General features: G+C 54.3%; 21 protein-coding genes. 16 read left to right on the top strand and 5 right to left on the bottom strand.

Annotated features, from left to right (window positions below; all coding sequences use genetic code 11):
- Positions 1–36: 36 nt before the first annotated feature.
- Positions 37–1,272 (bottom strand): DUF262 domain-containing protein, encoded by a 1,236-nt coding sequence (locus tag OEV49_04910; GenBank protein ID MDH3890402.1) that lies wholly within the window; start codon positions 1,270–1,272, stop codon positions 37–39.
- A 988-nt stretch (positions 1,273–2,260) separates the two neighbouring features.
- On the opposite strand from OEV49_04910, the gene OEV49_04905 reads away from it, so the two are divergent.
- Both OEV49_04905 and OEV49_04900 read left to right on the top strand, forming a co-directional pair.
- The gene (locus tag OEV49_04905; GenBank protein ID MDH3890401.1) at positions 2,261–2,611 is read left to right on the top strand and encodes a hypothetical protein; all 351 of its coding nucleotides are present in this window, start codon (positions 2,261–2,263) and stop codon (positions 2,609–2,611) included.
- Entirely contained in the window at positions 2,604–3,269 is a 666-nt protein-coding gene (locus OEV49_04900; GenBank protein MDH3890400.1) for a CDP-alcohol phosphatidyltransferase family protein, read from the top strand. Before OEV49_04905 ends, OEV49_04900 begins: the two co-directional genes overlap by 8 nt.
- A gap of 339 nt (positions 3,270–3,608) precedes the next feature.
- Here OEV49_04900 and OEV49_04895 read toward each other — a convergent pair whose 3' ends face one another.
- Positions 3,609–5,945 carry a TolC family protein gene (locus OEV49_04895; GenBank protein MDH3890399.1) on the bottom strand — a complete coding sequence of 779 codons (2,337 nt, stop codon included), beginning with the start codon at positions 5,943–5,945 and terminating at the stop codon, positions 3,609–3,611.
- A gap of 477 nt (positions 5,946–6,422) precedes the next feature.
- A complete protein-coding gene (locus OEV49_04890) occupies positions 6,423–6,806 on the bottom strand; it encodes a response regulator (protein ID MDH3890398.1) in 384 nt (127 codons plus the stop codon).
- Positions 6,807–7,430: 624 nt separating this feature from the next.
- Between OEV49_04890 and OEV49_04885 the strand changes: the two genes are divergently transcribed.
- The 14 genes from OEV49_04885 (at position 7,431) to OEV49_04820 (ending at position 20,011) form a co-directional block, all read left to right on the top strand.
- Entirely contained in the window at positions 7,431–7,709 is a 279-nt protein-coding gene (locus OEV49_04885) for an AtpZ/AtpI family protein (GenBank protein MDH3890397.1), read from the top strand.
- The gene (locus OEV49_04880) at positions 7,693–8,115 is read left to right on the top strand and encodes a hypothetical protein (protein ID MDH3890396.1); all 423 of its coding nucleotides are present in this window, start codon (positions 7,693–7,695) and stop codon (positions 8,113–8,115) included. Before OEV49_04885 ends, OEV49_04880 begins: the two co-directional genes overlap by 17 nt.
- Positions 8,115–8,990, top strand: a complete 876-nt coding sequence (gene atpB / locus OEV49_04875) for a F0F1 ATP synthase subunit A (protein ID MDH3890395.1) — start codon at positions 8,115–8,117, stop codon at positions 8,988–8,990. The genes OEV49_04880 and atpB overlap by 1 nt, the downstream gene beginning before the upstream one ends.
- 63 nt (positions 8,991–9,053) lie before the next feature.
- Positions 9,054–9,290, top strand: a complete 237-nt coding sequence (locus OEV49_04870) for an ATP synthase F0 subunit C (protein ID MDH3890394.1) — start codon at positions 9,054–9,056, stop codon at positions 9,288–9,290.
- 56 nt (positions 9,291–9,346) lie between these two features.
- Positions 9,347–9,841 carry a F0F1 ATP synthase subunit B gene (atpF, locus tag OEV49_04865; protein MDH3890393.1) on the top strand — a complete coding sequence of 165 codons (495 nt, stop codon included), beginning with the start codon at positions 9,347–9,349 and terminating at the stop codon, positions 9,839–9,841.
- A gap of 6 nt (positions 9,842–9,847) precedes the next feature.
- Positions 9,848–10,396, top strand: coding sequence for an ATP synthase F1 subunit delta (gene atpH / locus OEV49_04860; protein ID MDH3890392.1), 549 nt, complete (start codon positions 9,848–9,850; stop codon positions 10,394–10,396).
- Positions 10,397–10,456: 60 nt separating this feature from the next.
- Positions 10,457–11,965, top strand: coding sequence for a F0F1 ATP synthase subunit alpha (gene atpA, locus OEV49_04855; GenBank protein ID MDH3890391.1), 1,509 nt, complete (start codon positions 10,457–10,459; stop codon positions 11,963–11,965).
- A gap of 83 nt (positions 11,966–12,048) precedes the next feature.
- Positions 12,049–12,726, top strand: a complete 678-nt coding sequence (locus OEV49_04850) for a PorT family protein (protein MDH3890390.1) — start codon at positions 12,049–12,051, stop codon at positions 12,724–12,726.
- Positions 12,727–12,753: 27 nt separating this feature from the next.
- On the top strand, positions 12,754–13,632 hold the full coding sequence (gene atpG, locus OEV49_04845) for an ATP synthase F1 subunit gamma (protein ID MDH3890389.1): 879 nt from the start codon (positions 12,754–12,756) through the stop codon (positions 13,630–13,632).
- Between the two features lie 42 nt (positions 13,633–13,674).
- Positions 13,675–15,081, top strand: a complete 1,407-nt coding sequence (gene atpD / locus OEV49_04840) for a F0F1 ATP synthase subunit beta (protein MDH3890388.1) — start codon at positions 13,675–13,677, stop codon at positions 15,079–15,081.
- A 6-nt stretch (positions 15,082–15,087) separates the two neighbouring features.
- Complete coding sequence (gene atpC / locus OEV49_04835) at positions 15,088–15,501, top strand: ATP synthase F1 subunit epsilon (GenBank protein MDH3890387.1); 414 nt, start codon at positions 15,088–15,090, stop codon at positions 15,499–15,501.
- A 671-nt stretch (positions 15,502–16,172) separates the two neighbouring features.
- The gene (gene acs / locus OEV49_04830; GenBank protein MDH3890386.1) at positions 16,173–18,137 is read left to right on the top strand and encodes an acetate--CoA ligase; all 1,965 of its coding nucleotides are present in this window, start codon (positions 16,173–16,175) and stop codon (positions 18,135–18,137) included.
- A gap of 40 nt (positions 18,138–18,177) precedes the next feature.
- The gene (locus tag OEV49_04825; GenBank protein ID MDH3890385.1) at positions 18,178–19,119 is read left to right on the top strand and encodes a hypothetical protein; all 942 of its coding nucleotides are present in this window, start codon (positions 18,178–18,180) and stop codon (positions 19,117–19,119) included.
- Complete coding sequence (locus OEV49_04820; GenBank protein ID MDH3890384.1) at positions 19,112–20,011, top strand: twin-arginine translocation signal domain-containing protein; 900 nt, start codon at positions 19,112–19,114, stop codon at positions 20,009–20,011. The genes OEV49_04825 and OEV49_04820 overlap by 8 nt, the downstream gene beginning before the upstream one ends.
- 115 nt (positions 20,012–20,126) lie before the next feature.
- On the opposite strand, the gene OEV49_04815 is transcribed toward OEV49_04820, so the two are convergent.
- A complete protein-coding gene (locus OEV49_04815; protein ID MDH3890383.1) occupies positions 20,127–20,522 on the bottom strand; it encodes a hypothetical protein in 396 nt (131 codons plus the stop codon).
- 252 nt (positions 20,523–20,774) lie between these two features.
- Positions 20,775–22,571, bottom strand: a complete 1,797-nt coding sequence (locus OEV49_04810; protein MDH3890382.1) for a cation:proton antiporter — start codon at positions 22,569–22,571, stop codon at positions 20,775–20,777.
- Positions 22,572–23,104 lie beyond the last annotated feature (533 nt).

Genomic DNA, 23,104 nt, shown 5'->3' with positions numbered 1-23,104 from the left:
GCCAAGAATCTACAATCCAACCGCCCTTAGCTAACTTTATGCTGCTCGGGCTCCCTTGGATGCATTGCATTCTGGGCATGCCACCTGACCATTTGCAACCACAGTACGTCCACCTTTAGACCAAGGAATCTTGTGGTCCGCTTCCCAAGCGTTCCATTCGCATTTCCGACCGTCACACTTCTTTGCAAGCTGGCAGATACCCTGGTCCCGTCGATATATGGCAAGTCGTTGTTCATGTGTGAACAAGCGTTGGTCATCCTTCAGTTCAATGTCTGAAAACTTCTCGAAGAGCTTGCGAATGAGTAATTCATGGCGCCATTTGATGGAATCTTGCGAGTCAGTGCTATGACTAATTTTCTCGTGATACGCGATCATCTCAGATTCAGCTTCATCTTCGGATAGGACCTTCTGTTCCCTACGGTATTTCTCAAACTCCACAAACCACATGGCAACATCGCCGTGCCGGTCACTGATAGCATATCGCTCCAAAAGTTGCGACACCAGGCAATATAGCGAAATCACATTGTACCTCTCCAGTTCAGGCGTCGTGTCTGGAAATGCGACCCTGAGAAAATCCAAGGTCCTGCGTATTCGTTTGGCTTTTGTACACTTGTCATCGAATGTCAACTGCGTTCGGTACATCTTGTTAAGGTCCGCGTTTTTCACATTGCAGGGGCCACCTTCAAGCTCAATCAAAGTCATCTGCGCTGCGACATGATCATGTGTATACCGTTTGTTCGCAAACGCGCAACTGCCAAAGATAGGGTGTGAGGCGAGGTTCCTCACAAAGTCACGCATCTTTCCAGGCATCGCATTTCTCTTCTCTTGAGCCTTGAGACTCGTTCCATTCTGCAAGCGCAGGAACATCTCGCGCACTTCATCCTCATCTGTCTCCGTGAGAATGACAACGTCCAAAGGATAGGTGTCGAAGTGAATGCGTAGTTCGTCAGGCAAACCTTCATACTTAAGCCCTGCTATCGGCGTACCCTCCACCGGTTCTGCATTCTTAGGAAGGGCGTAGGCTCCTGAACTGAACTCCCAAAGTGCCCGTAGCCGCTGCTGACCGTCAACGACATCGTACTTGTCCGGTTTCGCGCCTGTCTTGCGCCAGTAGAGTTTCGGTATGTCATATCCCCTGAGCACGGTGTCAATCAACATTTGTTTCTGTGATCTGCCCCAAACCGCTGGACGCTGGAAATCTGGATTTGTATCAATGCGCTCTTTGATCCCGAATACCGTCGTGATCGGCCACGGCTTCTTATTGCTGTCCATCGTGTTTCTCCTCCTCAACCGTATCTCAGCCCACTGGCTGTTGGTCCGAAGCTTTCCCCTGGATTTCCAGAGATGGTTAATTGCTCTTAACTCCACCCCAAATCTACCCCAACGCGTCCACGTTGTAAAGTAGAAACATTGTTGGGGAGACAAGACTCGCTACAACATGCTAGCTGAACTTCCTCCGTCCCCAATAACCCCACCAACTCCTACCAAAACACATCGCACAACTATTAATATAGGTAATATAGGATCATCCAATGAATACGTGCACAAAGCAGACCGCCGAACCTAATACCGCCAAACCGTGCCAGCTTCGTAATCACCATGATTTCTGTTATCCGAGAATTAAAAATACGCAAAACGAACCCATTTCCACATCACCGGGATCACACCACCTCACCCTGAGCGGAGTCGAAGGGTGAACCTCTGTTGCGATGCTCAAGGTGTCGGGCGGGGTCGCCCAACACCACCCGTGGAACAATCACCCGTGCGATCTTCAGATCACGCGGGCACAATCAGGGAGATGGATTCCCGCCTTCGCGGGAATGACAGAGGTGCGCGGGAAGAGCCAAGTACCCATTTATGGGCGGCTTGCCCGTGTCGGGACCACAACGGGTCCCAACCTACAAGGACTGGTGCATCCTTCGACTCCGCTCAGGATGAGGTTGGATAGGCGCGAAGAGCCAAGTACCCATTTATGGGCGGCTTGCCCGTGTCGGGACCACAACGGGTCCCAACCTACAAGGACTGGTGCATCCTTCGACTCCGCTCAGGATGAGGTTGGATAGGCGCGAAGAGCCAAGTACCCATTTATGGGCGGCTTGCCCGTGTCGGGACCACAACGGGTCCCAACCTACAAGGACTGGTTCATCCTTCGACTCCGCTCAGGATGAGGTTGGAGAGGCGCGAAGAGCCAAGTACCCATTTATGGGCGGCTTGCCACCAAATTCGTTGACACGAAAGCGTTGCGACTTTATCGTGCGGCATGAAACGAGCTGCGATACTATTAGCCGGGGTGGCCCTGCTGTACTTGTTGCCGTCCGTGGCCTTGAAAGCCGTTTATGGTCCATCGTACACTTTTCCGCCCAGTGAGGATTACTGGCAACCGGACGGCGCGGACGGTTGGAAAGCGCACGGCAGCCCTGTAGGTCCGCCGCCGTCGAGCCCCAGTGTGGAGGTGCCGATGGCCTGGCACTATCTGCCGATATTCCTGCCGGCAGTTTTGCTGGCCCTGTTCATGTTCGGTCCCTTGTCAAAGAAGATGCATGAGCCGTTGCCGTCTGAAGACGAAAGCAAAACAGACGCCGGCGACGACGATCAAAAGGCCGATGGTTGAAATCGGTATGGATTATTCGCAGATCACCAGTTTGCCGAACTTGATAAGCCTGTCGCGCGTGGCCATGATCCCGCTGGTCGGGTACTATCTCAGTCGTGACGACACCACTTCCATGCTGATCAGTGCGCTGTTTGTAATACTGGCCGGTGTGAGCGATGGGCTCGATGGATACTTGGCGCGCCGTTTGGGCAAGATCAGCCGGTTGGGCGTCATGCTCGATCCGCTGGCCGATAAACTGTTCGCGGCCGGATTGATCATCCTGTTGGTCTTCTATCGCAACTTGCCAATCTGGCTGGCGGCGACAATTGTCGGTCGCGACCTGTTAATAATCGGCCTCGGTGCGGTGTTGATGCGGGGTCGTGAGATCGATCTGCCTTCGAACTTGATCGGCAAGTATGCCTTTGCATCGATTGCAATGTTGATCGGCTGCTATGTAATCCGGTTCGACTTCGGTGCTGAACTGTTCACCTGGCTCACCTTGGTTCTTCTGATTGCTTCCAGTGTTGGTTATGCTCAGGTGATGTTGGCTGTTCGTGGTGGCGGGACACCCTGGCGGATTGTGGACCGACCGTTGTATCGCAACTTGCGTATCATCGGATGCGTGGCGATTTGGATCGCGCTGATTTACAAGTTGTATTTCCTCATATTGACGTGGTGACAGGCAAACCTGTTCTTTGCGCTTCGAGGCGATGAATCGATTTCCAGGTTCTGCTGTCTTTCATTGGCGGAACCACAAAGAGGGTCCCGCCCTACCAGAGCTGTCAATCACCACAGAGTGAGGTTCGGGGTGGTGTCGGTCGACCTCGCCCGACACCCGTCTTTGGGTCCCCGGCTGTCAGGCGAGTCGCCTGACAGCACCTATCAGCGTGTTGTCAGGACCACAAGGGTCCTGATCTACTTCCTGACAGCGACAGAAACTTGTGGTAGCCGAATCTTCAGACACGGCTGCAGCGGTTCACGCGATCTGAAGATCGCGCGGGCACAAAGTTGACGGCGTTTAGGGTGTGGCGTGGCGGGCGATACCCTGGAAGAACCTGTCGTCCGGCGACTGATTTTTATCGTAGGCCGACCAGCCCATGACGTGAGACAACATAACCATCGCTCGGTAGAATCTATAGCGAGCTTCAATGGCCGCCAGGTTGGTTCTCAGGCTGTTGTGTTCGGCATCCAAAACATCGATTAACGACAGCCGTCCCGATTCGTACTCTGAGATAACCGCTTCCAGTTGGCTAAGCGATAGATCCCCGGCGCGCGCATAGCCCGGCATGTCGGCCGCCAATGTCATGAGTTCATCAAATCGGGTGAGGACGTCGCGCATGACTTCCAGGCTGGCATCATCGCGAAGGTATTCCTGTCGGCTGAGCAACGCTTTTCGTTTACCGGCTTCACGAAATCTGTCGGCGCCGAGAAAGAGCGGCAGTTTCACTTCGGCGCGGGCATACCAGCCATCGAAGTAGTACGGCGTGGCGAATGGCGGCTCAAAGTCACGGTCCACGTAATTGTATGACGCTTTTACGCCTACACTGGGGAGGAATCGGGCGCGATTGGCCGCGAGCAGTTTCTCCTGCAGGTCTATCCGTACTCTGTGACCGGCCAGGACCGGACTGGTGAGCAAGGCTTCATCTACCAGCGCGTCGGCCACTGCCGATCGAACCGCCTTGGATGCAAAACGAGGAAACAACCGCCTATAATCCCGGACCATATTCACTCTGGAAAAAGAACCTGAGTCCAGAGTTAGCTCACTGTGTCCGGGGAAATTCAACAAAGAGTTCAAAAGCACAGTGGCGGCCGACACATCGTTTTCACTTTGTGATGCCCTGATGGCCGCTTCGTAGCGTTCTTGATCCCAGCGGGTGACATCGCGATCCGGTCCATCTTCGGTTTCGCGTCGTGTATAGGCCAGTTCCAAAAACCGGCTGACCCGATTGCGATCTTCGGTATACAAGGCGGCCGATTCCATTGACCGGCGATGGTTGAGGAAGGCCAGAGTTACAGCCAGTTCCAAATCGAGCTGTGACTGTTTGAGATCGATCTGCGAGATGTCCCGGCGAATATTCGCAGCCTTGGACTTGCGGATAGTCTCCAACGAAAAAAGTGTCTGATACAGACTCACCGTCGACACGTAATCGTCAGTTGTATTGGTTCTATCGCCATCGGCATGGGTAGCCGAGAATTGCGCATACAGATGTGGCAGCCACGCCCCCCGGCTTTGTTTTGCCGCTTCGGTCGCCGCTGCCAGCGCATCCTGTTGGGCCAGGTGCGAAGGGCTTGCGTCCAGTGCGCGCTGCAACGCTTCTACGATCGTGAAGTATCGGCTCTCTTCGGTTGGCTCCGCCCTGACCAGTTGCGCCTCCCGCCTCAGCGTGGCAGGAATGTCGACACCGGTTAGGTCGGCGGTGGATTCGTTTATCGTGAGTCCGGATGGGACGTCGAATGTCACCGGCAGATCGGCCGGGGTGGCGCCATCGATAATTTGCAGTAGTTTGGTCGCGGCAAAGCGTGCTTCCGGGATGACCGAGTAGCCGCTGTTGGATGCCAAGGCGCCGCGTTGAACCAGGTAAGCTCCTTCCCACACGAAGGTGGGCACCTTGTCCCGCTTGGTCATATTGAAGAATTCGCGAATCTTGACGCCGTCCATGGCCCACATTGGGAAAATATAGACGGCATCGACTTTCCTGGATAACTCCAAGTATGATTTGAAAAAGGCGAAAGCCCCGCCGGCGTCGACACCTTCAGCCGAGAGAACTTCAAAACGGTACTTATGTCCGAGGGCGGTCAACTGCGACATTATCGTTTCCCGTTCATCTCCGGATGGGAAATAGAGCACACCCAGCCGCTGCACCTGGATCAATCCGGTCAGAGCATCGATGTCGCGGGCAATCTGTGTTGGTCGCAGCTGCACGGTTAGGTTCTCGACGATCGGTCGGCCCCTTGCGTCCAGCAGTCCCTCGGCATAGGGATCAACGCGGTGCAGGGCCAGTATCGGTTTGGAGTAACCGGCCGTCAGCAAGTCTTCCACCACCCAGGGGCCCATAGCTACCAATATGTCGACCGATTCCAGCCGGACCAAGTCATGGGCCAGGATTCGGCAACTGTCGCGTTTCCAGCCAGCCGACATGTAGCCCTGCGGAACCGGTACAACCTGGATGTCGGCGGGCGCCATCTGCTCCAGTTGATGGGAGAATTCATCGCGCAGTATGTCATGGGCAAGGCAGCGACCACCCTCGAAGAAACCCAGATTAATCCGTCTTTTCTGTTGTGCCTGGGCGACGCCGAATATCAGCGTCATCGTCCAGACCAGGGTAAGCAGTTTTGCTATTCTCGAATCAAACATCGTATTCCATCCTGATCGATTTCAAACCACAGGTGGGATAATAGGCAATTCGGGCCGTCTGTTAAAGCACTATTTGTCTGATTGAGAAAAACGGGCTGGTGCAATACGGCGGGTTTGTCTCCGCCTGCGCGCCGCGGCGTGGACCCGCCATGGGACAGACGAGGACGTCGGCCGCCTACGAGCCTCATCCAGTGCGGCAGCGTCGGGTGGGGACCTAAGTATTCACATAAGGAACCCACCTGTCGCAAGGCTTTAGGTGGGGTACCGAAGAATCAACGTTCATGCTTCGACTTCGCTCAGTATGAATTTGTGTCGGGAGCACAGAGCTCCTGACCTACGGAAGACTGGCAGGGTGAAACCCTATTTTGACACAGCCTGTGCGCTCAGAGTGAGGTTGACAGGCGTGAAGCGCTATGAATCCATGTATAGCTTATTCATCACCGCGAAGCGCGAGGAATTGACTTGTCGCCCAGTCAATTATTGAGGTTTGTGTGCGGATTCTTTGGACAGGATTTCCTTCACCAGACTGGACAGCTGGTCGGCGCGATACGGTTTTTGCAGAAAGTGCAGGCCACCCATGAGTTCGTCGGGTATGTGATCTTGATCGGTAAGTTGGCCGCTTGAGATAATGCACGGCAATCCTGGTGTGATCTTCCGTGCGCGACGCAGGGTCTCAAGCCCGGATATGCCGGGCATGGTCAGGTCCAGAAGCAGCAGGTCGATTTGGTCGGTCTGCTGGGCGTAGAGTTTTAGACCTTCATCTCCGGAGTAAGCCGTTACTACTTCATAACCTTGTCGCGTGAGAATCTTGGTGGCGAGGGACAGAATCATATCCTCGTCATCAACAACCAGTACCTTCATAGCACATCCTCTCCCAGATAAGCGCCACACGTTCGATGCCTTCTTTGATTACATCGAAGACTATCCATTAATATCGGAAAATCCATCCAGATTGTGAACAATTGTTTTGTGCTGAACCCAGGGTCAGCCCCCATGGGCCGGTCCGTCTTCGCCTGCGCGCCGCGGCGTGAAACCGCATCTGTCGGGAGCAGGTACCCCACCCAGAGCGCTTCGCGCCGGGTGGGGACCTAAGTGTTCACATAGGAACCCACCTGTCGCAAGGCTTTAGGTGGGGTACTGAAGTTCATCCTTCGACTCCGCTCAGGATGAGGTTGTGTCAGGAACACAAGGCTCCTGACCTACTGACCTACGGAAGACTGGATTCTGGCCTTCGCCAGAATGACGGGGTTGGACCACCCTGACGATCAGAGACCCACCCGCACAAGACTGGATGCCGGATCAAGTCTTGCAAGACAGAATTGAGGTGCGTGTTCGCCCAACACGACTTGAAACACGAGACCGGTGGGCCGGCTTTTGAGCGGTAATTCAGGCCACCAAAGGACCCTCAAAAGTGAAGCTTTTCACATATAGGACAAAAACAAGTTGACTTTGATCGTCCGCCAAATATATTGGCGAGTCAAAATTATGAGGGTAAACAGTATGACCCTCCTGGATTCTCGGCCGGATAAGAAGCCGAGCAACTTTTTGAGGCAGACCGGATTGCTGGGAACTATTCCGGCGATCATGTTGGTAGCGCCGTTGATAGGTTTCTTCGGAGGCCGCTGGGCTGACGAGAAGCTGGGAACTGAGCCGTACCTGATGATACTTGGGATCTTGCTCGGTGTCGGATCGGCCGGCGTTGAAACCTACAACCTGATCAAGAAAGCTTCTGCCCTCGAGAATGAGGATGATGCAGACAAGTAACCTGGGTCTTGATTTTTTGAATCGCACTCTGCGCACGGCCGGGATAGTGCTCTTGATCTTCTTTCCTTTCGGATTTTACTATCTGGGATTCTATCCGGCTTTGGCTGTGTTTTCGGGCGGCGTTTGGGGTATGGTAAATTTCATTTTCCTGTCGGCGTTCATTCGTACCGTAGCCGTGATCGGTGAGGTGGACAAGATGCGCACGGCGGTGCTGGCTTTGATCAAGTTCCCGCTGTTGTATCTGGCCGGCTATGGATTGTTGCTGGTCCCACAGTTCGGCATGTATCATCTGGTCGCTGGTTTTTCGATTTTATTGGCGGTCATGATGCTCAAGGCGGCATCGAGAGTCCTGTTGAACCTGGATGGACACGACGCCAACGGCAACCATGCGCAGGAGAGCGTCTGATGTTGCTCTATTATGCTCACACCGTCGGCCTGGCCTTGGTCAAGTTTACTCCCATGCTGGTGGCCGTTGTCGGCGGTGAGCACGACACTACGTCTGGCGACACCGCAGCCGCCCATGATGAACACGGCGGCGGTTACCACCTGCCCTCTTTGGTCTACTATCTCGAACACTATCTGCACACCGGCTGGCTTGAAGCCTGGGTCAACGTTCTGTTTGCGTTCAGCATCGCCTTACTTTATGTGATCATAGCTCAGGTGGTGTACAAACGGCGAGAACTGATACCCGGACCGTTGCAGAACGGTGTTGAGATGGTGGTCGAGGGGCTGTACAATTTCATCTATTCGATACTCGGCAAGGAGGCCAAGCGTTACACGCCGTTTTTGGGAACTCTGTTTGTGTACGTTTTGGCCATGAACTGGTATGGTATGGTTCCCCTGGGACATTCGCCGTCGACAGGTATAGAGATTACCGGCTCGTTGGCGATTTTGGTTTTCCTGTACGCGCAATGGACAGGAATCTCAAGACTCGGTTTTGTGGGCTATGTCGATCATCTGGCCGGACAACCGCGCGACGGTATCGGCTGGGGGATGGTCATTCTAATGTTCCCTTTGCACATTATCGGAGAAATCGCCAAGCCGGTCAGTCTGGCTCTGAGGCTTTTTGGAAATATCACCGGCGAAGATACCTTGATTGCTGTCTTTGTCGGGATAGGTATCGCGATAACACCGTTTATCGGTGACCTGGTCGGCCTGCCCATCCAGACCCCGTTTTACTTCCTGGGGTTGCTTTTGTCATCGGTGCAGGCGCTGGTGTTCACCCTTTTATCGACGATTTATATACTGCTCATGCTGCCCCACGAGGAGCATGCGCATTGAGTTGGTTTGAGATAAGAAGATAAAGTTAATTGACAACGTTAGAGATTCTCTTAGGAGGACAAAATGGAATTCTATGGTTCAATGTTGGCTCTCGCGGCGCCTCTCGGTCTTGGTTTGGCCGCAGCCGGTTCGGCCCTTGGTATCGGTCGGGCTGTCGGCTCGGCGATGGAAGCTATGGGTCGCCAGCCGGAAGCTGCCGGCAAGATTCAGATTGCGATGATTATCGGCGCTGCCTTTATCGAAGCGCTGACGATTTATGTCTTCATCGCTTTCTTCACAGCCATGGGAAAGCTCGGTTAAGTACGATCTGATCGGGAGCCCCCGGCTTCCTTTCGGGTCAGACTTGACTATGTGTCATGGACATTCAGATAATCCCGGAACTGCCGCAGCTACTTACTCATGCGGCCGGTTTTCTGATCACCTTCTGGGTGCTCAAAAAGTATGCGTGGGGTCCTCTGTTGAAACTGATGGAGGACAGGCGCAACAAAATTGAGCAGGAGTTCAAAGATATTGAACTGGAACAAGAGAAGGTGGCACAACTGGCGGCTGAGTATGAAACCAAGCTGAAAGAAATCGACTCAATTAGTCGGGACGCGCTGGTCGAGGCGGTTGACGAGGGTAAGAAGATGGCCAAGGAGATCGAGGCTGAGGCGCGCGTGGAAGCTCTGGCAATGAGCGAAAAGGCCCAGGTCGACCTCGAACGCGATGTGGCTAAAGCCAAAGTGCAACTCAAAAATGATATGGTCAATATGACCATCACGGCGGCCGAGAAAATCATCAATGTTAAACTCGATGACGCCAAGCATCGTGAGTTGATCGGCGGTTTCCTTGATAATGTGGAGAAAGTGTAAAGCCAGGTGTTAGCCCAGGAAGTTGCCAAAAAGTATGCCGGTGGTCTGTTCCTCTCAGTGACCGAGAAGAACCTGATCGAGCAATCCCACGATCAGCTCAGGGAGCTGGGAGAGTTCCTGAGAGATGATTCTACATTGCTCGATTTTCTGGTAGCGCCGCATGTCCTGGATGAACACAAATTGGCTTTGGTGCGCGATGTCTTTACCGATCGGTTGGACCGGCTCCTGGTGGAGTTTCTGGTCGTGCTGGTCAACAAGCATCGCATCCAACACTTGCACGACATTATCGGTGAGTTTATCCGGCTGGTGAAAGCCGCACGGGGTATTGCTCTGGTGACGGTGATGACGGCTGTGGCTATCAATGACACAGAACGTCAGAAACTCATAGAGAAACTCGCCGCGCGCACCGGCATGACTATTGAGTTAGAATTGAAAATCGATCCGGGTATTATCGCCGGCATGGTGATAATCCTGCACAATGAAATCATCGACGGTTCGGTCCGACGCGGGCTGGATGTTCTCGAAGGACAATTGGCCAAAGTGCGCGTGCATTGAGTACGGCGAAAGAACGGTTTATTGCGAAAGATATAGCTGAGTAACGATAGGAGTTCGATGATGGGTCTCAACCCTGAAGAAGTATCATCGGTTATAAAAAAAGAGCTTGAGAAGTACGAAACCAAGTTGGAGATGGAGTCGGTCGGCACCGTGCTTCAAGTTGGCGACGGTATCGCCCGAATCTGGGGTCTTGAGGATGTGCAGATGTCCGAATTGATCGAGTTCCCCGGCGACATTATTGGTTTGGTGCTCAACCTCGAAGCGGACAATGTCGGCGCGGCCATTTTTGGTTCCGACACACATATTCACGAGGGCGACACGGTCAGGCGCACCGGCAAGGTGGCCAGTGTGCCGGTGGGTGAAGCGCTTTTGGGTCGGGTGGTCAATCCGCTCGGTGAGCCGCTGGACGGCAAGGGTCCGATTGTGACCGACAAGTTCCGCGTGATCGAAGGACGCGCCCCCGGCGTTATCGAACGTCAACCGGTGAAAGAACCGCTGCAGACCGGACTGAAGGCGATCGATTCGATGATCCCGATCGGCCGCGGTCAGCGTGAGTTGATAATCGGCGACCGTCAGACCGGCAAAACGGCTCTGGCTATCGACACTATTATCAACCAGAAGAACACCGATGTGTATTGCATCTATGTGGCCGTGGGTCAGAAATCATCCACGGTCGCCCAGGTGGTGCAGACGCTGGAGAAGTATGGCGCCATGGAATACACTACCGTGGTGATGGCCAGTGCGACCGACCCGGCGCCGCTACAGTACATCGCTCCCTACGCCGGTTGCGCCATGGGCGAGGAGTTCATGTACAACGGCAAACACTCGTTGTGTATCTATGACGATCTGTCCAAGCAGGCGCAGGCGTATCGACAATTGTCGTTGTTGTTACGTCGTCCGCCGGGCCGTGAAGCCTATCCCGGTGATATTTTTTATTGTCACTCACGCCTGTTGGAGCGGGCCTCGAAACTCTCCGACGAATTGGGCGGCGGGTCCCTGACCGCCCTGCCGATTATTGAAACGCAGGCCGGTGACGTATCGGCCTACATTCCCACTAACGTGATTTCGATCACCGATGGACAGATATTCCTCGAAGGTGAATTGTTTTTCGCCGGTATCCGTCCGGCTATTAACGTCGGTATCTCAGTCTCCCGTGTCGGTGGTAATGCTCAGACCAAGATGATGAAACAGGTAGCGGGATCGCTCAAGCTGGACCTGGCTCAGTATCGTGAGTTGGCTGCTTTTACGCAGTTCGGGTCCGATCTGGATGAAGCCACGCTCAAGCAGCTCAACCGTGGCGAGAAGATGGTAGAGCTACTCAAGCAGGGTCAGTACGAGCCGATTCCGGTGAGTCGACAAGTGATGTTGATCTGGGCAGGCACCAACGGCTATCTTGATAATATCGAAACCGCAGCGCTGTTGCGTTTCGGTGATGAATTCCTGGCCTTCTGCGAAAAGAAGTACCCGGATATCGAACATACACTCGACAAGGAGATGAAAATCTCCGATGCGATGAGCGACAAACTTAAAGCGGCCGTCGAAGAGTTCAAGCCGCAGTTTAAGGCGTAGCGAGACCGAAGTCGCGACGGCCAAAGGACCTGGCTACGTCGGTTGAAACAAAGCGCAGAGAGGTTTGTGCAAGGAGAAAAGTTATGAACCTGTTGGCAAGACTGATGGTATTGTCGCTGGTGGCGGCACTGGTGCTGACCGTTCCGGCGGTAGCACAAGTCGGGTTCGGTGTCAAGGGCGGATTGAACGTATCTAATCTGACCGGCGCCGACTCTGAAGGGTTTGATTCGAGAGTCGGTCTGGTTGCCGGCGGATTTGTGAAGCTCAACATTGCGCCCAATCTGGCCATACAGCCCGAAGCGCTCTTTGCTCAAAAAGGGAGCAAGGGAGACTTAGGTGGTGTGACGGCCAAGTTTAACCTGAACTATTTTGAAATCCCCGTGCTTTTGAAGTACACTTTTCCGACGACCGGAGAAATGCAACCATTCCTGTTTGTCGGTCCGGCGGTAGCTTTTGCTCAGAAAGCCGAATTTACAGTTGAGGCCGGTGGTCAATCGGCCAGCCTGGATATCGCCAATGAAAAGTCAAATGATGTAGGCTTGGTTATCGGCGGCGGCATAGATTTGGCCACCGGGGGTGTTGCTTTGGTGATCGACGCCCGGGTTACTCTCGGATTGTCAAAGGCCTTTGAGGATGTTCCACCTTTCGATTTTGTGGATGTGTTCCTTGATGAGCTCGACTTCCCGATGGCCTGGGAATCCGGGCAAGCGCTGGATGTCAAGAACGGCGCCTTTGCGCTCATGATAGGGGTTGCATTTTGATCGTTAGGAGTATTCAGAGACGCGCCTATGGCTACGCTTCGTGAAGTAAAAAAATCTATTCGCACCGTCGTATCGACGCAACGGATCACCAACGCCATGGAGATGGTGGCGGCGGCCAAGCTACGGCGTGCCCAACAGCGCATCGAAGAGGCGCGTCCGTATGCGGCCAAGATGGACGAGATGCTGAGCCATCTGGCCGGTGCCTCCACCGGCGAAATTGTGCACCCCTATTTCGAACAACGAGAGATCAAGAAACGCACCCTGGTGGTAGTTACGTCCGATCGTGGTTTCTGCGGATCATTCAACTCCAATATCATCAGGCAGGCTAGCGGTTGGATCGAAAAACACCAAGCCGAGGATCTGGATCTGATCACCATCGGCAAAAAGGGGAACGACTTTTTCAAACGTCGCTCCACTCCCATCCAACGCTTTTGGGGTGACTGGGGTGGCAGTCTTGACTACAACCGGGCGCGCGAGGTGGTAGCCTTTCTGACCGACCGCTTCGTTGAAGGCGAGACCGACCATATCAGCCTGTTGTATACACAGTTTGTATCCATGGCCAAGTATAAAGTGACGTGGCAGGACTACCTGCCGATCCCGCCGCCGGAATTACCCGATGATGATGACGACCACTCAGCCGGCAGCGGTGAATACATTTTTGAGCCGGACGCCGAGCAGATTTATGCTGCTTTGATGCCCGGTTATGCCACAACCAAAATGGTAACGGCGCTGGCTGATTCGTTCGCCAGTGAGCACGGCAGTCGGATGATTGCCATGAACGCCGCCACCACCAACGCCGGTGAAATGATCCAGGCGTTGACCCTCGAATACAACAAAGCCCGTCAGGCGCAGATCACCAAGGAGTTGCTTGAGGTTGTCTCCGGTGCCGAAGCGCTGAAGGGTTAGCAAATATGAATATGAGTGTTTTGACATAACGGAGTTTAGTCCATGGCGGAAAATATCGGGAAAATAGTTCAGGTTATCGGCGCCACGGTAGACTGCGAGTTTCGCAGCGACGCCCTGCCGGATATTCTGAACGCGATTGTCATCAAAGATGACTCAAAGAAGATCGACCTCACTGTCGAGGTAGCTTTGCACATCGGCGACAACATCGTCAGGTGTGTGTCGCTGGCCTCCACTGATGGTCTCGTGCGCGGCATGCCGGCCACCGATACCGGTGGTCCTATCACCGTACCGGTGGGTGAAACCTGCCTGGGGCGGGTGTTCGATCTGCTGGGTCGCCCCATCGACGGCAAAGAAGCGATCGCGACCGAGGCCAAGCGAAGCCCGATCCATCGTCTGGCCCCACCATTTGAAGAACAGGCCACCCATGCTGAAATGTTTGAGACCGGTATCAAAGTGATTGATCTGCTTGAGCCTTACCTCAAAGGCGGCAAGGTGGGTCTCTTCGGTGGCGCCGGAGTCGGCAAGACGGTGGTCATACAAGAGTTGATTCACAACATTGCCAAGGAACACGGCGGCTATTCTGTCTTCTGTGGTGTCGGCGAACGGACCCGTGAGGGCAACGACCTCTATCTTGAAATGACCGAGTCCGGCGTACTGGAACGCACCGCTATGGTTTTCGGCCAGATGAACGAACCGCCCGGTGCGCGTCTCAGGGTCGCTCTGTCCGGACTGACCATGGCAGAACATTTCCGCGACGAAGACCATCAGGACGTGCTGATTTTTATCGATAACATCTTCCGCTTCGTTCAGGCAGGTTCGGAAGTGTCGGCCTTGTTGGGACGCATGCCTTCGGCGGTGGGATACCAGCCGACCCTGGGTACGGAGATGGGTGGTTTGCAGGAACGAATCACTTCGACTCGCGCCGGTTCGATTACTTCGGTGCAGGCGATTTACGTGCCGGCCGATGATCTCACCGATCCGGCTCCGGCAACAACTTTCTCGCACCTCGATGCTACCACCGTGCTGTCGCGTCAGATCGCCGAGTTGGGTATCTACCCGGCGGTCGATCCGCTGGATTCCACTTCGCGCATTCTCGATCCGGCAATTGTCGGCGAGGATCATTACCGGGTGGCCCGCGAAGTTCAGGTGATCCTGCAGCGTTATAAAGACCTTCAGGATATTATTGCCATTCTCGGCATGGACGAACTATCTGAAGACGACAAGCAGATCGTTACGCGCGCCCGTAAAATCCAGCGCTTCTTGTCGCAGCCGTTCTTCGTGGCCGAAGTATTCACCGGCAAGCCGGGAGTCTATGTCAAAGTGGAAGACACAGTCAAAGGGTTCGACATGATTATCAAAGGCGAACTCGATCATATTGGTGAACAGGACTTCTACATGGCCGGTGGTATCGATGAAGTGATCCAACGTCACGAGAAGAGCAAGGCGTAAGCGAAAATGTTTCGATTGTCGATAGTCACACCCGAAAAGACGTTTTTCGAGGCGGATATAAAGTCGTTGGTTGTGCCCGGCACCGAGGGATACCTCGGTGTGCTGTCCAATCACGCGCCGTTGATCACGGCTCTCAAGCCGGGTCGGATCGAGTTTCGCGATGCCGACGACCGGGTGAAAATCACCGCAGTCTCAGGCGGCTTTCTGGAAGTCTCCAACAATGTTGCCACGCTATTGGCCGATGCTGCCGAGTTCGGCGACGATATAGACATCGAACGGGCGCAGGCTGCCTACGATCGTGAGAGGAACCGTCTCGTCTCGGCCGGTGCCGGTGAAACTGATATCGATTTGCCTTCGGTGCGGGCTGCTGTCGAACGCGCCGCCAACCGTATCAAAGTCTACAAAGAAACGCACAGGTAACCGATAAATCGGTTTTTTGTGCATCGCGCGTTATTCAACAATTGTCATACCTGCCCGCCATTTGTCATTCCGGCGCGCCATTTGTCATTCCCGCACTCTTTCTGTCATTCCCGCACTCTTTCTGTCATTCCCGCGCAGGCGGGAATCCATCTTCAGATTAGACGCGGGTGTCGGGCGGGGTCGCCCAACACCACCAGTGAACAGTAGGGCGGGTCCGTCTTCGCCTGCGCGCCGCGGCGTGAACCCGCCTATGTTGACAGTAGTAGGTCAGGACCCTTGTGGTCCTGACTTTTTCGTCAGGTCCGTGAAGGACCTGACCTACGAATTGTGCCCGCGTGATCTTCAGATCGCGCGGGTGTTTTGTTGCCGGGTGGCCCGGACTTCAGTCCGGATGTCGAAAAGTTTCATACCTCGACTCCGCTCGGTATGACATTGAAGTGATTCGCGATGAACGTGCTGTCAGGTGACTCGCCTGACAGCCAGCTAGTTGGAAGAAAGGTGTCGGGCGGGGTCGCCCAACACCACCCGTGAGATCTTATTCATGGCCGAGTCTGAAGACTCTGTCACCACAACGACATTGTGTGAGCCGCCACGCATTATAATTCTTGACTTCGTTGACCCGGACGTACAATATCCAACAACGGCCATTACCTGAAAGTATGGAGACCAGAATGCCGGCCAGCAAGAAACCAAAAAAGCAATCGTCCAAAGCAACTATTGACACGCTGTTGACCGAGAGACGTTCGTTCAAACCGCCAGCCGGTTTCGCCAAAACGGCCAATGCCAAGAAAGGAATCCACGCCGCCGCCGCTCGCGATCCCGAAAAGTTCTGGGCGGGAATGGCCAAAGAACTGGTGTGGAAGAAAAAATGGCGGCAGACCTTGAGCTTCAAAGCACCGGACGCAAAGTGGTTTGTCGGCGGCAAACTGAACGTAACCGAAAGCTGTCTTGATCAGCATATCGAGGGCGGACGACGCAACAAGGCAGCCTTAATATGGGAAGGTGAGCCGGGTGACCGCCGCACCATGACCTACTTCGAACTCTACCGACAAGTTAACAAATTTGCCAATGTGCTCAAAAAACTGGGTATCGAAAAAGGTGATCGGGTAGCTATCTACTTGCCGATGATCCCGGAACTGATGATAGCCTGTCTGGCCTGCGCGCGTGTGGGAGCGATTCATTCGGTCGTGTTCGGTGGTTTTTCGCCGGAGTCGTTGCGTGATCGCATCGTTGACCTGGAAGCAAAACTTCTGATAACCGCCGATGGTGGCTACCGTCGCGGCCAGATCATCCCGTTGAAACACGACGCCGACGTGGCTTTGGCTGATTGTCCGTCAATCGAACACGTTGTCATCGTCAAGCGTGGTGACTTCCTGCTCAGGTTCAAAGAAGGTCGCGACCACTGGTATCACAGGCTTATGCAGGAAGCCGACAATTTCTGTCCGCCGGTCTACATGGATTCAGAGGACCCGTTATTCATACTGTACACATCGGGCACCACCGGTAAGCCGAAAGGTATCCTGCACACCTGCGGCGGCTACCTGACCGGCGTTTATGCAACAAGTAAGTTGGTTTTTGATCTCAAAGATGACGACGTCTTCTGGTGTACGGCCGACGTCGGCTGGGTGACCGGGCACTCATACCTCGTGTACGGTCCTACGGCCAACGGCGCCACCCAGGTGATGTACGAGGGTTCGCCGGACTGGCCGGATCGTGATCGCTTCTGGCAGATTGTCGAGGACTACGGCGTCAACGTGTTCTACACTGCACCGACGGCTATTCGCGCTTTCATGAAATGGGGTGAGGAGTGGTCGGGCAAACATGATCTGTCATCGCTGCGCCTTCTGGGCACGGTCGGGGAGCCGATTAATCCCGAAGCCTGGATGTGGTACCACGAAGTGATCGGAGCAAAGCGCTGTCCCGTGGTCGACACCTGGTGGCAGACCGAGACCGGCCACATCCTGATCACACCGCTACCCGGCGTAACGACCACCAAGCCGGGTTCGGCGACACATACTTTCCCCGGTATCGAAGCAAAGATCCTCGATGAACAGGGCAAGGAAGTCAAACATGGTGGCGGATATCTGGCCATCACCAAACCATGGCCGGGCATGCTGCGCGGTATTTGGGGCGACCGTGAGCGATTTGTCGAGACCTACTGGTCAAAATGGCCGGGCGTTTATTTTCCCGGTGACGGCGCCAAGATCGATAAAGGAAAGTACTTCTGGATTCTGGGTCGAGTCGACGATGTTATCAACACAGCCGGACATCGCATCTCGACTATGGAAGTCGAATCGGCTTTGGTTGAGCATGACACCGTGGTCGAGGCAGCCGTGGTCGGTGTGCCACACGACTTGAAAGGGGAGTGTCTGGTAGCTTTCGTGACGCTGGCCGGTTCGCTTGAGTTCGACGACAAAACGGTGGCGCGACTGAAGGAGTTTGTCGCTCGCAAGATCGGTGCTATCGCTCGTCCGGAGCGGATAATCTACGCTCCTGAGTTGCCCAAGACACGTTCCGGAAAAATCATGCGCCGTCTGTTGCGCGATATTGCCACCGGCAAAATCCTCGGAGATACCACCACGCTGGCCGATCCCGATGTGCTGGGTCGAATCAAGCGGCAGTACGAAGAGGACTGAGCGATGAAATGCCGAGTTTAGAAGTAGGATGATGGGAACGATGTATGGCAGGACTCGATTCAAGGCGATTGTACTATCACTGGCCGCAGTATCGGCAACGCTGCTGTCTGTCTGCTCCGAACCGGGAGAAGACATGACCTCGGCAATAGCACCCCCCAATGAAATCATGGGCTGGCGAGCCGCCGACAGCGTTGAAACCTACGACCGTGAATCGATCTTTGATTATATCAACGGCGCCGGCGAGGTCTATCGTTCGTATGCCTTTCAAGAAGTAACCGTGCATCGCTACACGAAACCGGACGCGCCGGAGATTACGGTTGAAATCTTCGATATGGGGTCGTCCGACGATGCATTTGGTGTGTTCAGCTATACACGTGAGTCGGAGGAGCCGGGCATAGGTTCAGCCTTTGAACGGCGCGGCAGTGTGCTCTGTTTTTGGCAGGACAGGTATTACGTTTGCGTCGTTGCCTATAAATCATCCGATGATGTGAAAACCGCGATTGACTCGTTGGCCCGAGCAATGGCCGAAAGGCTACCGCCCGCTGGGACAATTCCAGCTCTGATATCGCTTCTGCCTGCAAACAACCTCATCAGGTTCACCGAACGGTTTTTTCACATCCATCCATCGCTGAACTATCATTATTTTCTGGCCGAGCAGAATATTCTCAATTTGACCGAACATACCAACGCCGTGCTGGCCTCGTATGAACCGGGTACGACGCACTTGTTGTGCATCGAGTACCCAACAACAAGCGACGCGAAGGCGGCACGCCAAAGTTTTATAGACAACTATGTGCCTGAAACTGCGAACGGTGACGCCGTTATGATCGAAACCGATAAGTGGGTTGCCTCAACACAAGCTGACAATTATCTCACAATCTGTTTTGATGCCGTCGACAGTGAAACAGCGCTGGAACTCATAGGAAATATGAAGGCGAATCTGAAAAAAGCCGGGATGCTTGGAGAGGACGACCATGAATAAGAAAACCCATCGGATTACCCGACGAGATTTTGTAAAAGGAGTCTCAGGCGCCGCCGTTGGCGTGGCCCTTGGTCTGCCGGCCGTGGCAGAGGAGATTATCACCGAACCTGACAAGTCGCGGGTCGTTTTGATACGTGATGCGGCCGCGGTCGATGCCAAAGGGAAGATCAACGGTGAGGTCATTCAGACGATGCTCGACCAGGCGGTGATGAAGCTTTTCGACAAAGACGATCCGGTGGCCTGTTTCAAGTCAATGATCAAACCGCATGACAACGTTGGGATCAAAACCAACGTATGGGAACCTTTGCCCACCACCACCCAGGTTGAGCAGGCTATCAAGCGGCGCGTTATGGATGCGGGTGTGCCCGAGGAAAGAATCGGTATCGATGATCGTGGTGTGCTGAATAATCCTCTCTTTAAGAAAGCGACAGCATTGATCAATGCCCGCCCGATGCGCACCCACGCCTGGTCCGGGGTGGGTAGTTTGATCAAGAACTACATCATGTTCGATCCCAATCCGCCCAACTATCACGATAACTCATGCGCGCCGCTGGCTACTTTGTGGGATCTGCCGGCTGTTAAGGGAAAGACACGGCTGAATGTGTTGGTGCTGTTGACACCGCTCTTTCATGGTGTCGGCCCGCATCACTTTGATACTACTTATGTGTGGACCTATGGCGGGCTGGCTGTCGGTACCGATCCGGTGGCTGTAGACAGTGTCGGCCTGCGTCTGTTTAACGCCAAGCGCAAAGAGCATTTCAATCAGGACAAACCGATCAAACCGGCCGCCCATCACATTGCCTTTGCCGACACGCGGTATAAACTGGGTAATGCCGACCCGTCAAAAATCGAACTGATTAAGCTGGGCTGGGAGGAAGGGGCGTTGATTTAGGGAGGGGCTTGTGCGCGGTGTACATGGTCGTGCGTCGGGCCCATGTCATTCTGAGCGGAGTCGAAGGGTGAGCACAGTCGAGGCATGGGCATTGGGCAGATAAGGGATATAGCCCTCACGCCTCCTGCGGCTCGACCCCGTTCTTGATCCAGTCCAGGGCCACCTTCTCCCAGTCTTTGACCAGAGATGCATCGATGTACCGTTCCCATAGCAGGATACCGGTCTGTTTGGCGATGCGTTGGAATTGGCGCGTGAGAGTCGCGCTTTCGAGAATAACCACCGACCGTTCCATCCCCTTCTGCTTGTACATCCGTTGTCCCTTCTGCATCTGCACCTGGGACTCCGAGGCAATCGGTTCGAGCGTGCGCATATCCACGAACACCGAGAATTTGCCCCGCTGTTCGGCTAACACCTGTACTGACTCCTCGACCCAGGCAGCCATCTCGTCTTCGAGTATCTTACCACCAAAGGTCATGTGGTAGCCATATTCCGTTTTTTCGATTATATACATTGTTCCAGGTTCCCTTTTCCATTTGCCGTCCGGCCGAAACTCCACTCGGCATCCTGTGCCGAAGATCTAACTCCATGCGGGCGCAACAACCTGGTGAGGACGGTGTTCACCAGAAAGTCGTATTCTGCTCGCCGGTCGATCCGGGTGAAGCAACTTAATTCAATCGCAGTACTCTAAATCAAGTGTATTAGGCAGCCGCTGTCAAGTAATAGACCTCAAAAGATACCGCCCAAGTCCTCAGCGGATAACCTGTCATCCCTGATCCTTGTTCGGTGTTACCAGACTAATCAGGTGATCGCCGACACTTACCGACGGTACATCGCCTGACACACAGACATTGAGAGCGCCCGATTCACTCATCGTAAACAACGGTAGCGCATTCTCGCCATAGAGATCGTGCAAACCGTCCAGGTTGAACTCCTCAGTAATAGAGTGTTTTTTGATCACAGCTCCTTTGGCGAAGCGTTTACTGATCGTGGCGTGGTCAGCATCGGCCGCGAACAAATATCGGCCGCGCAAATCCGCCGAGCGAGCATCATCGATGCCTGTCGGGCTCGGCGCCAACTGGTAGACACCGGCGCGTGAGAACAGATGGACAAAGTGCAAAGCGGCCAGCGAGTTGACATTGTCGTTAGGTGTTAGTGCCAGTAGCTTGCCGATGCCGTTAAGTTGCATCTCATGCAACGTTTTTTCCGCGAGAACGTTCCCCAGGTGCGCCGTCAGGCCCATACTTCGAGCCTGGGTCACATGGTTCCAGTTGGTGTCTATCAGTGCTACTTTGTAGTTCTCCTCGGTCAGTTTTTGGGCTATCTCCCTGGCCCAACTGTGGGCGCCCACCAGAAGCACTCCCTGTGGATTCGGCTCGGCAACCTTCAGCCGACGAGCCAGCGGCAGGGCTGTCAGGCCGTAGATGGCAACCGTGCCGATTATCACCTGAAAAGTCACCGGGACCAGTTGTTCGCTGCCCTGGACACCCTGCTCGGCCAGGCGGATAGCAAAGACCGAAGCAATGGCGGCAGCGACAATTCCACGCGGCGCCATCCAGCCCAGGAATATCCGATCGGTCCGTTTGAGCGATGATTTGACTGTTGACACCAGTACCGACAGCGGGCGCACTAACAATACCAAAACAAGCACGAAGATCCATCCCTGAATACTGCCCATTTGACCATCGGCAATCGGCAACCGGGCGGCCAGAATAATGAACAGGCTGGAGATCAGGATGACCCGAAGGTCTTCTTTGAACTCGGTGATATGCTTAACCGAAACATACTTTTGATTGGCCAATACCAACCCCATGACGGTCACAGCCAACAGTCCGGCCTCGCTTTGGAGCATGTCGGCGGCGGCATAACAAAGGACCACCACCATTAGGGCGGCCGGGTTTTGCAGGAAATCCGGGATCAGGTATTTCCTGAGAAGCAACATCATGATTGCGGCTCCGGCCAAACCGATAACGCTTCCATACAAGAGAGCTGCGGCCATAGACAGAATGGCCTGTGAGGTACCCGCCTGCGATCCACCGGCCAGAATCAATTCGAATATGATTACAGCCAGGATAGCACCCAGCGGGTCATTGATGATACCTTCCCACTTAACTATCGAACCTACCTGCCCGGCCGGTCGTATCTGGCGCAACAACGGCATGATTACGGTCGGACCGCTGACCACCAGCACCGCGCCCAACAAAAGAGCTGTCGACAGCGACATCGAAAGAAGCAACCAGGCCACCGCCGATGTCAACACCCACGTGATCAGCACACCCAAAGTGGCCAGGCGCACTACCACGCCGCCCACACCGCGCAGTTCACGAAAGCGAAGATTGAGGCCGCCCTCGAAAAGAATCACCGCCACCGAAACAGAAACAAGAGGAAACAGAAGCTCACCAAAAAGTCCGTCGGGATTCAGCAAGCCGCTAACCGGACCGGCGAATATCCCGAAAACCAACAAGAGCAGGATAGCCGGTAATTTCAGCCGCCAGGCCAGCCATTGGGCGCCAATGCCCAGTGCGACAATACCGGCCAGGCCTAATAACATTTGTTCGTGCATAGTTTTCCTTGACCGACAAGATACCATGCTTGCCGGGCATGGTCCACCAAAAACCACGCGGTGGCTTTTTCGTTGTGAGTAACATGAGGATAGCGATATATTCAGGCATGTTACATCGGGTGGCCGTCTCAAGCCTTGTTTGGGGCGGGCAGGCAAGCCTGCTATATGCGCTACGCGCTCAAAGGTCAAGAACCTGCCCGAGGTTACAAACTAGAAAGCGATTTATCACCACCCCCAAAGAAGCTTTGAGGGTGCCACCCAGGAGCGAAGTCGGTTTTAGTGGGTGGCCGTCTCAAGCCTTGTTTGGGGCGGGCAGGCAAGCCTGCTATATGCGCTACGCGCTCAAAGGTCAAGAACCTGCCCGAGGTTACAAACTAGAAAGCGATTTATCACCACCCCCAAAGAAGCTTTGAGGGTGCTACCCAGGAGCGAAGTCGGTTTTAGTGGGTGGCCGTCTCAAGCCTTGCTTGGGGCGGGAGTAAAGTTGATATTGTGTGAAGAATGGGTAGACGAAAGCGTTTCAACACTCCGGG

Source organism: Candidatus Zixiibacteriota bacterium (assembly GCA_029860345.1).
Lineage (GTDB): Bacteria > Zixibacteria > MSB-5A5 > GN15 > FEB-12 > JAJRTA01.
This window is presented reverse-complemented; position numbering and strand designations above follow the sequence as displayed.

What these genes read in the sequence shown, in the direction of transcription:
- atpC (MDH3890387.1), top strand. Translation starts at nt 15,088, where the DNA reads ATGTTTCGATTGTCGATAGTCACACCCGAAAAGACGTTTTTCGAGGCG.
- OEV49_04900 (MDH3890400.1), top strand. Translation starts at nt 2,604, where the DNA reads ATGGTTGAAATCGGTATGGATTATTCGCAGATCACCAGTTTGCCGAAC.
- atpF (MDH3890393.1), top strand. Translation starts at nt 9,347, where the DNA reads ATGGACATTCAGATAATCCCGGAACTGCCGCAGCTACTTACTCATGCG.
- OEV49_04880 (MDH3890396.1), top strand. Translation starts at nt 7,693, where the DNA reads ATGATGCAGACAAGTAACCTGGGTCTTGATTTTTTGAATCGCACTCTG.
- OEV49_04850 (MDH3890390.1), top strand. Translation starts at nt 12,049, where the DNA reads ATGAACCTGTTGGCAAGACTGATGGTATTGTCGCTGGTGGCGGCACTG.
- atpG (MDH3890389.1), top strand. Translation starts at nt 12,754, where the DNA reads ATGGCTACGCTTCGTGAAGTAAAAAAATCTATTCGCACCGTCGTATCG.
- OEV49_04885 (MDH3890397.1), top strand. Translation starts at nt 7,431, where the DNA reads ATGAGGGTAAACAGTATGACCCTCCTGGATTCTCGGCCGGATAAGAAG.
- OEV49_04905 (MDH3890401.1), top strand. Translation starts at nt 2,261, where the DNA reads ATGAAACGAGCTGCGATACTATTAGCCGGGGTGGCCCTGCTGTACTTG.
- OEV49_04815 (MDH3890383.1), bottom strand. Translation starts at nt 20,522, where the DNA reads ATGTATATAATCGAAAAAACGGAATATGGCTACCACATGACCTTTGGT.
- atpB (MDH3890395.1), top strand. Translation starts at nt 8,115, where the DNA reads ATGTTGCTCTATTATGCTCACACCGTCGGCCTGGCCTTGGTCAAGTTT.
- atpD (MDH3890388.1), top strand. Translation starts at nt 13,675, where the DNA reads ATGGCGGAAAATATCGGGAAAATAGTTCAGGTTATCGGCGCCACGGTA.
- OEV49_04890 (MDH3890398.1), bottom strand. Translation starts at nt 6,806, where the DNA reads ATGAAGGTACTGGTTGTTGATGACGAGGATATGATTCTGTCCCTCGCC.
- acs (MDH3890386.1), top strand. Translation starts at nt 16,173, where the DNA reads ATGCCGGCCAGCAAGAAACCAAAAAAGCAATCGTCCAAAGCAACTATT.
- OEV49_04820 (MDH3890384.1), top strand. Translation starts at nt 19,112, where the DNA reads ATGAATAAGAAAACCCATCGGATTACCCGACGAGATTTTGTAAAAGGA.
- OEV49_04910 (MDH3890402.1), bottom strand. Translation starts at nt 1,272, where the DNA reads ATGGACAGCAATAAGAAGCCGTGGCCGATCACGACGGTATTCGGGATC.
- atpA (MDH3890391.1), top strand. Translation starts at nt 10,457, where the DNA reads ATGGGTCTCAACCCTGAAGAAGTATCATCGGTTATAAAAAAAGAGCTT.
- OEV49_04895 (MDH3890399.1), bottom strand. Translation starts at nt 5,945, where the DNA reads ATGTTTGATTCGAGAATAGCAAAACTGCTTACCCTGGTCTGGACGATG.
- OEV49_04825 (MDH3890385.1), top strand. Translation starts at nt 18,178, where the DNA reads ATGTATGGCAGGACTCGATTCAAGGCGATTGTACTATCACTGGCCGCA.
- OEV49_04810 (MDH3890382.1), bottom strand. Translation starts at nt 22,571, where the DNA reads ATGCACGAACAAATGTTATTAGGCCTGGCCGGTATTGTCGCACTGGGC.
- OEV49_04870 (MDH3890394.1), top strand. Translation starts at nt 9,054, where the DNA reads ATGGAATTCTATGGTTCAATGTTGGCTCTCGCGGCGCCTCTCGGTCTT.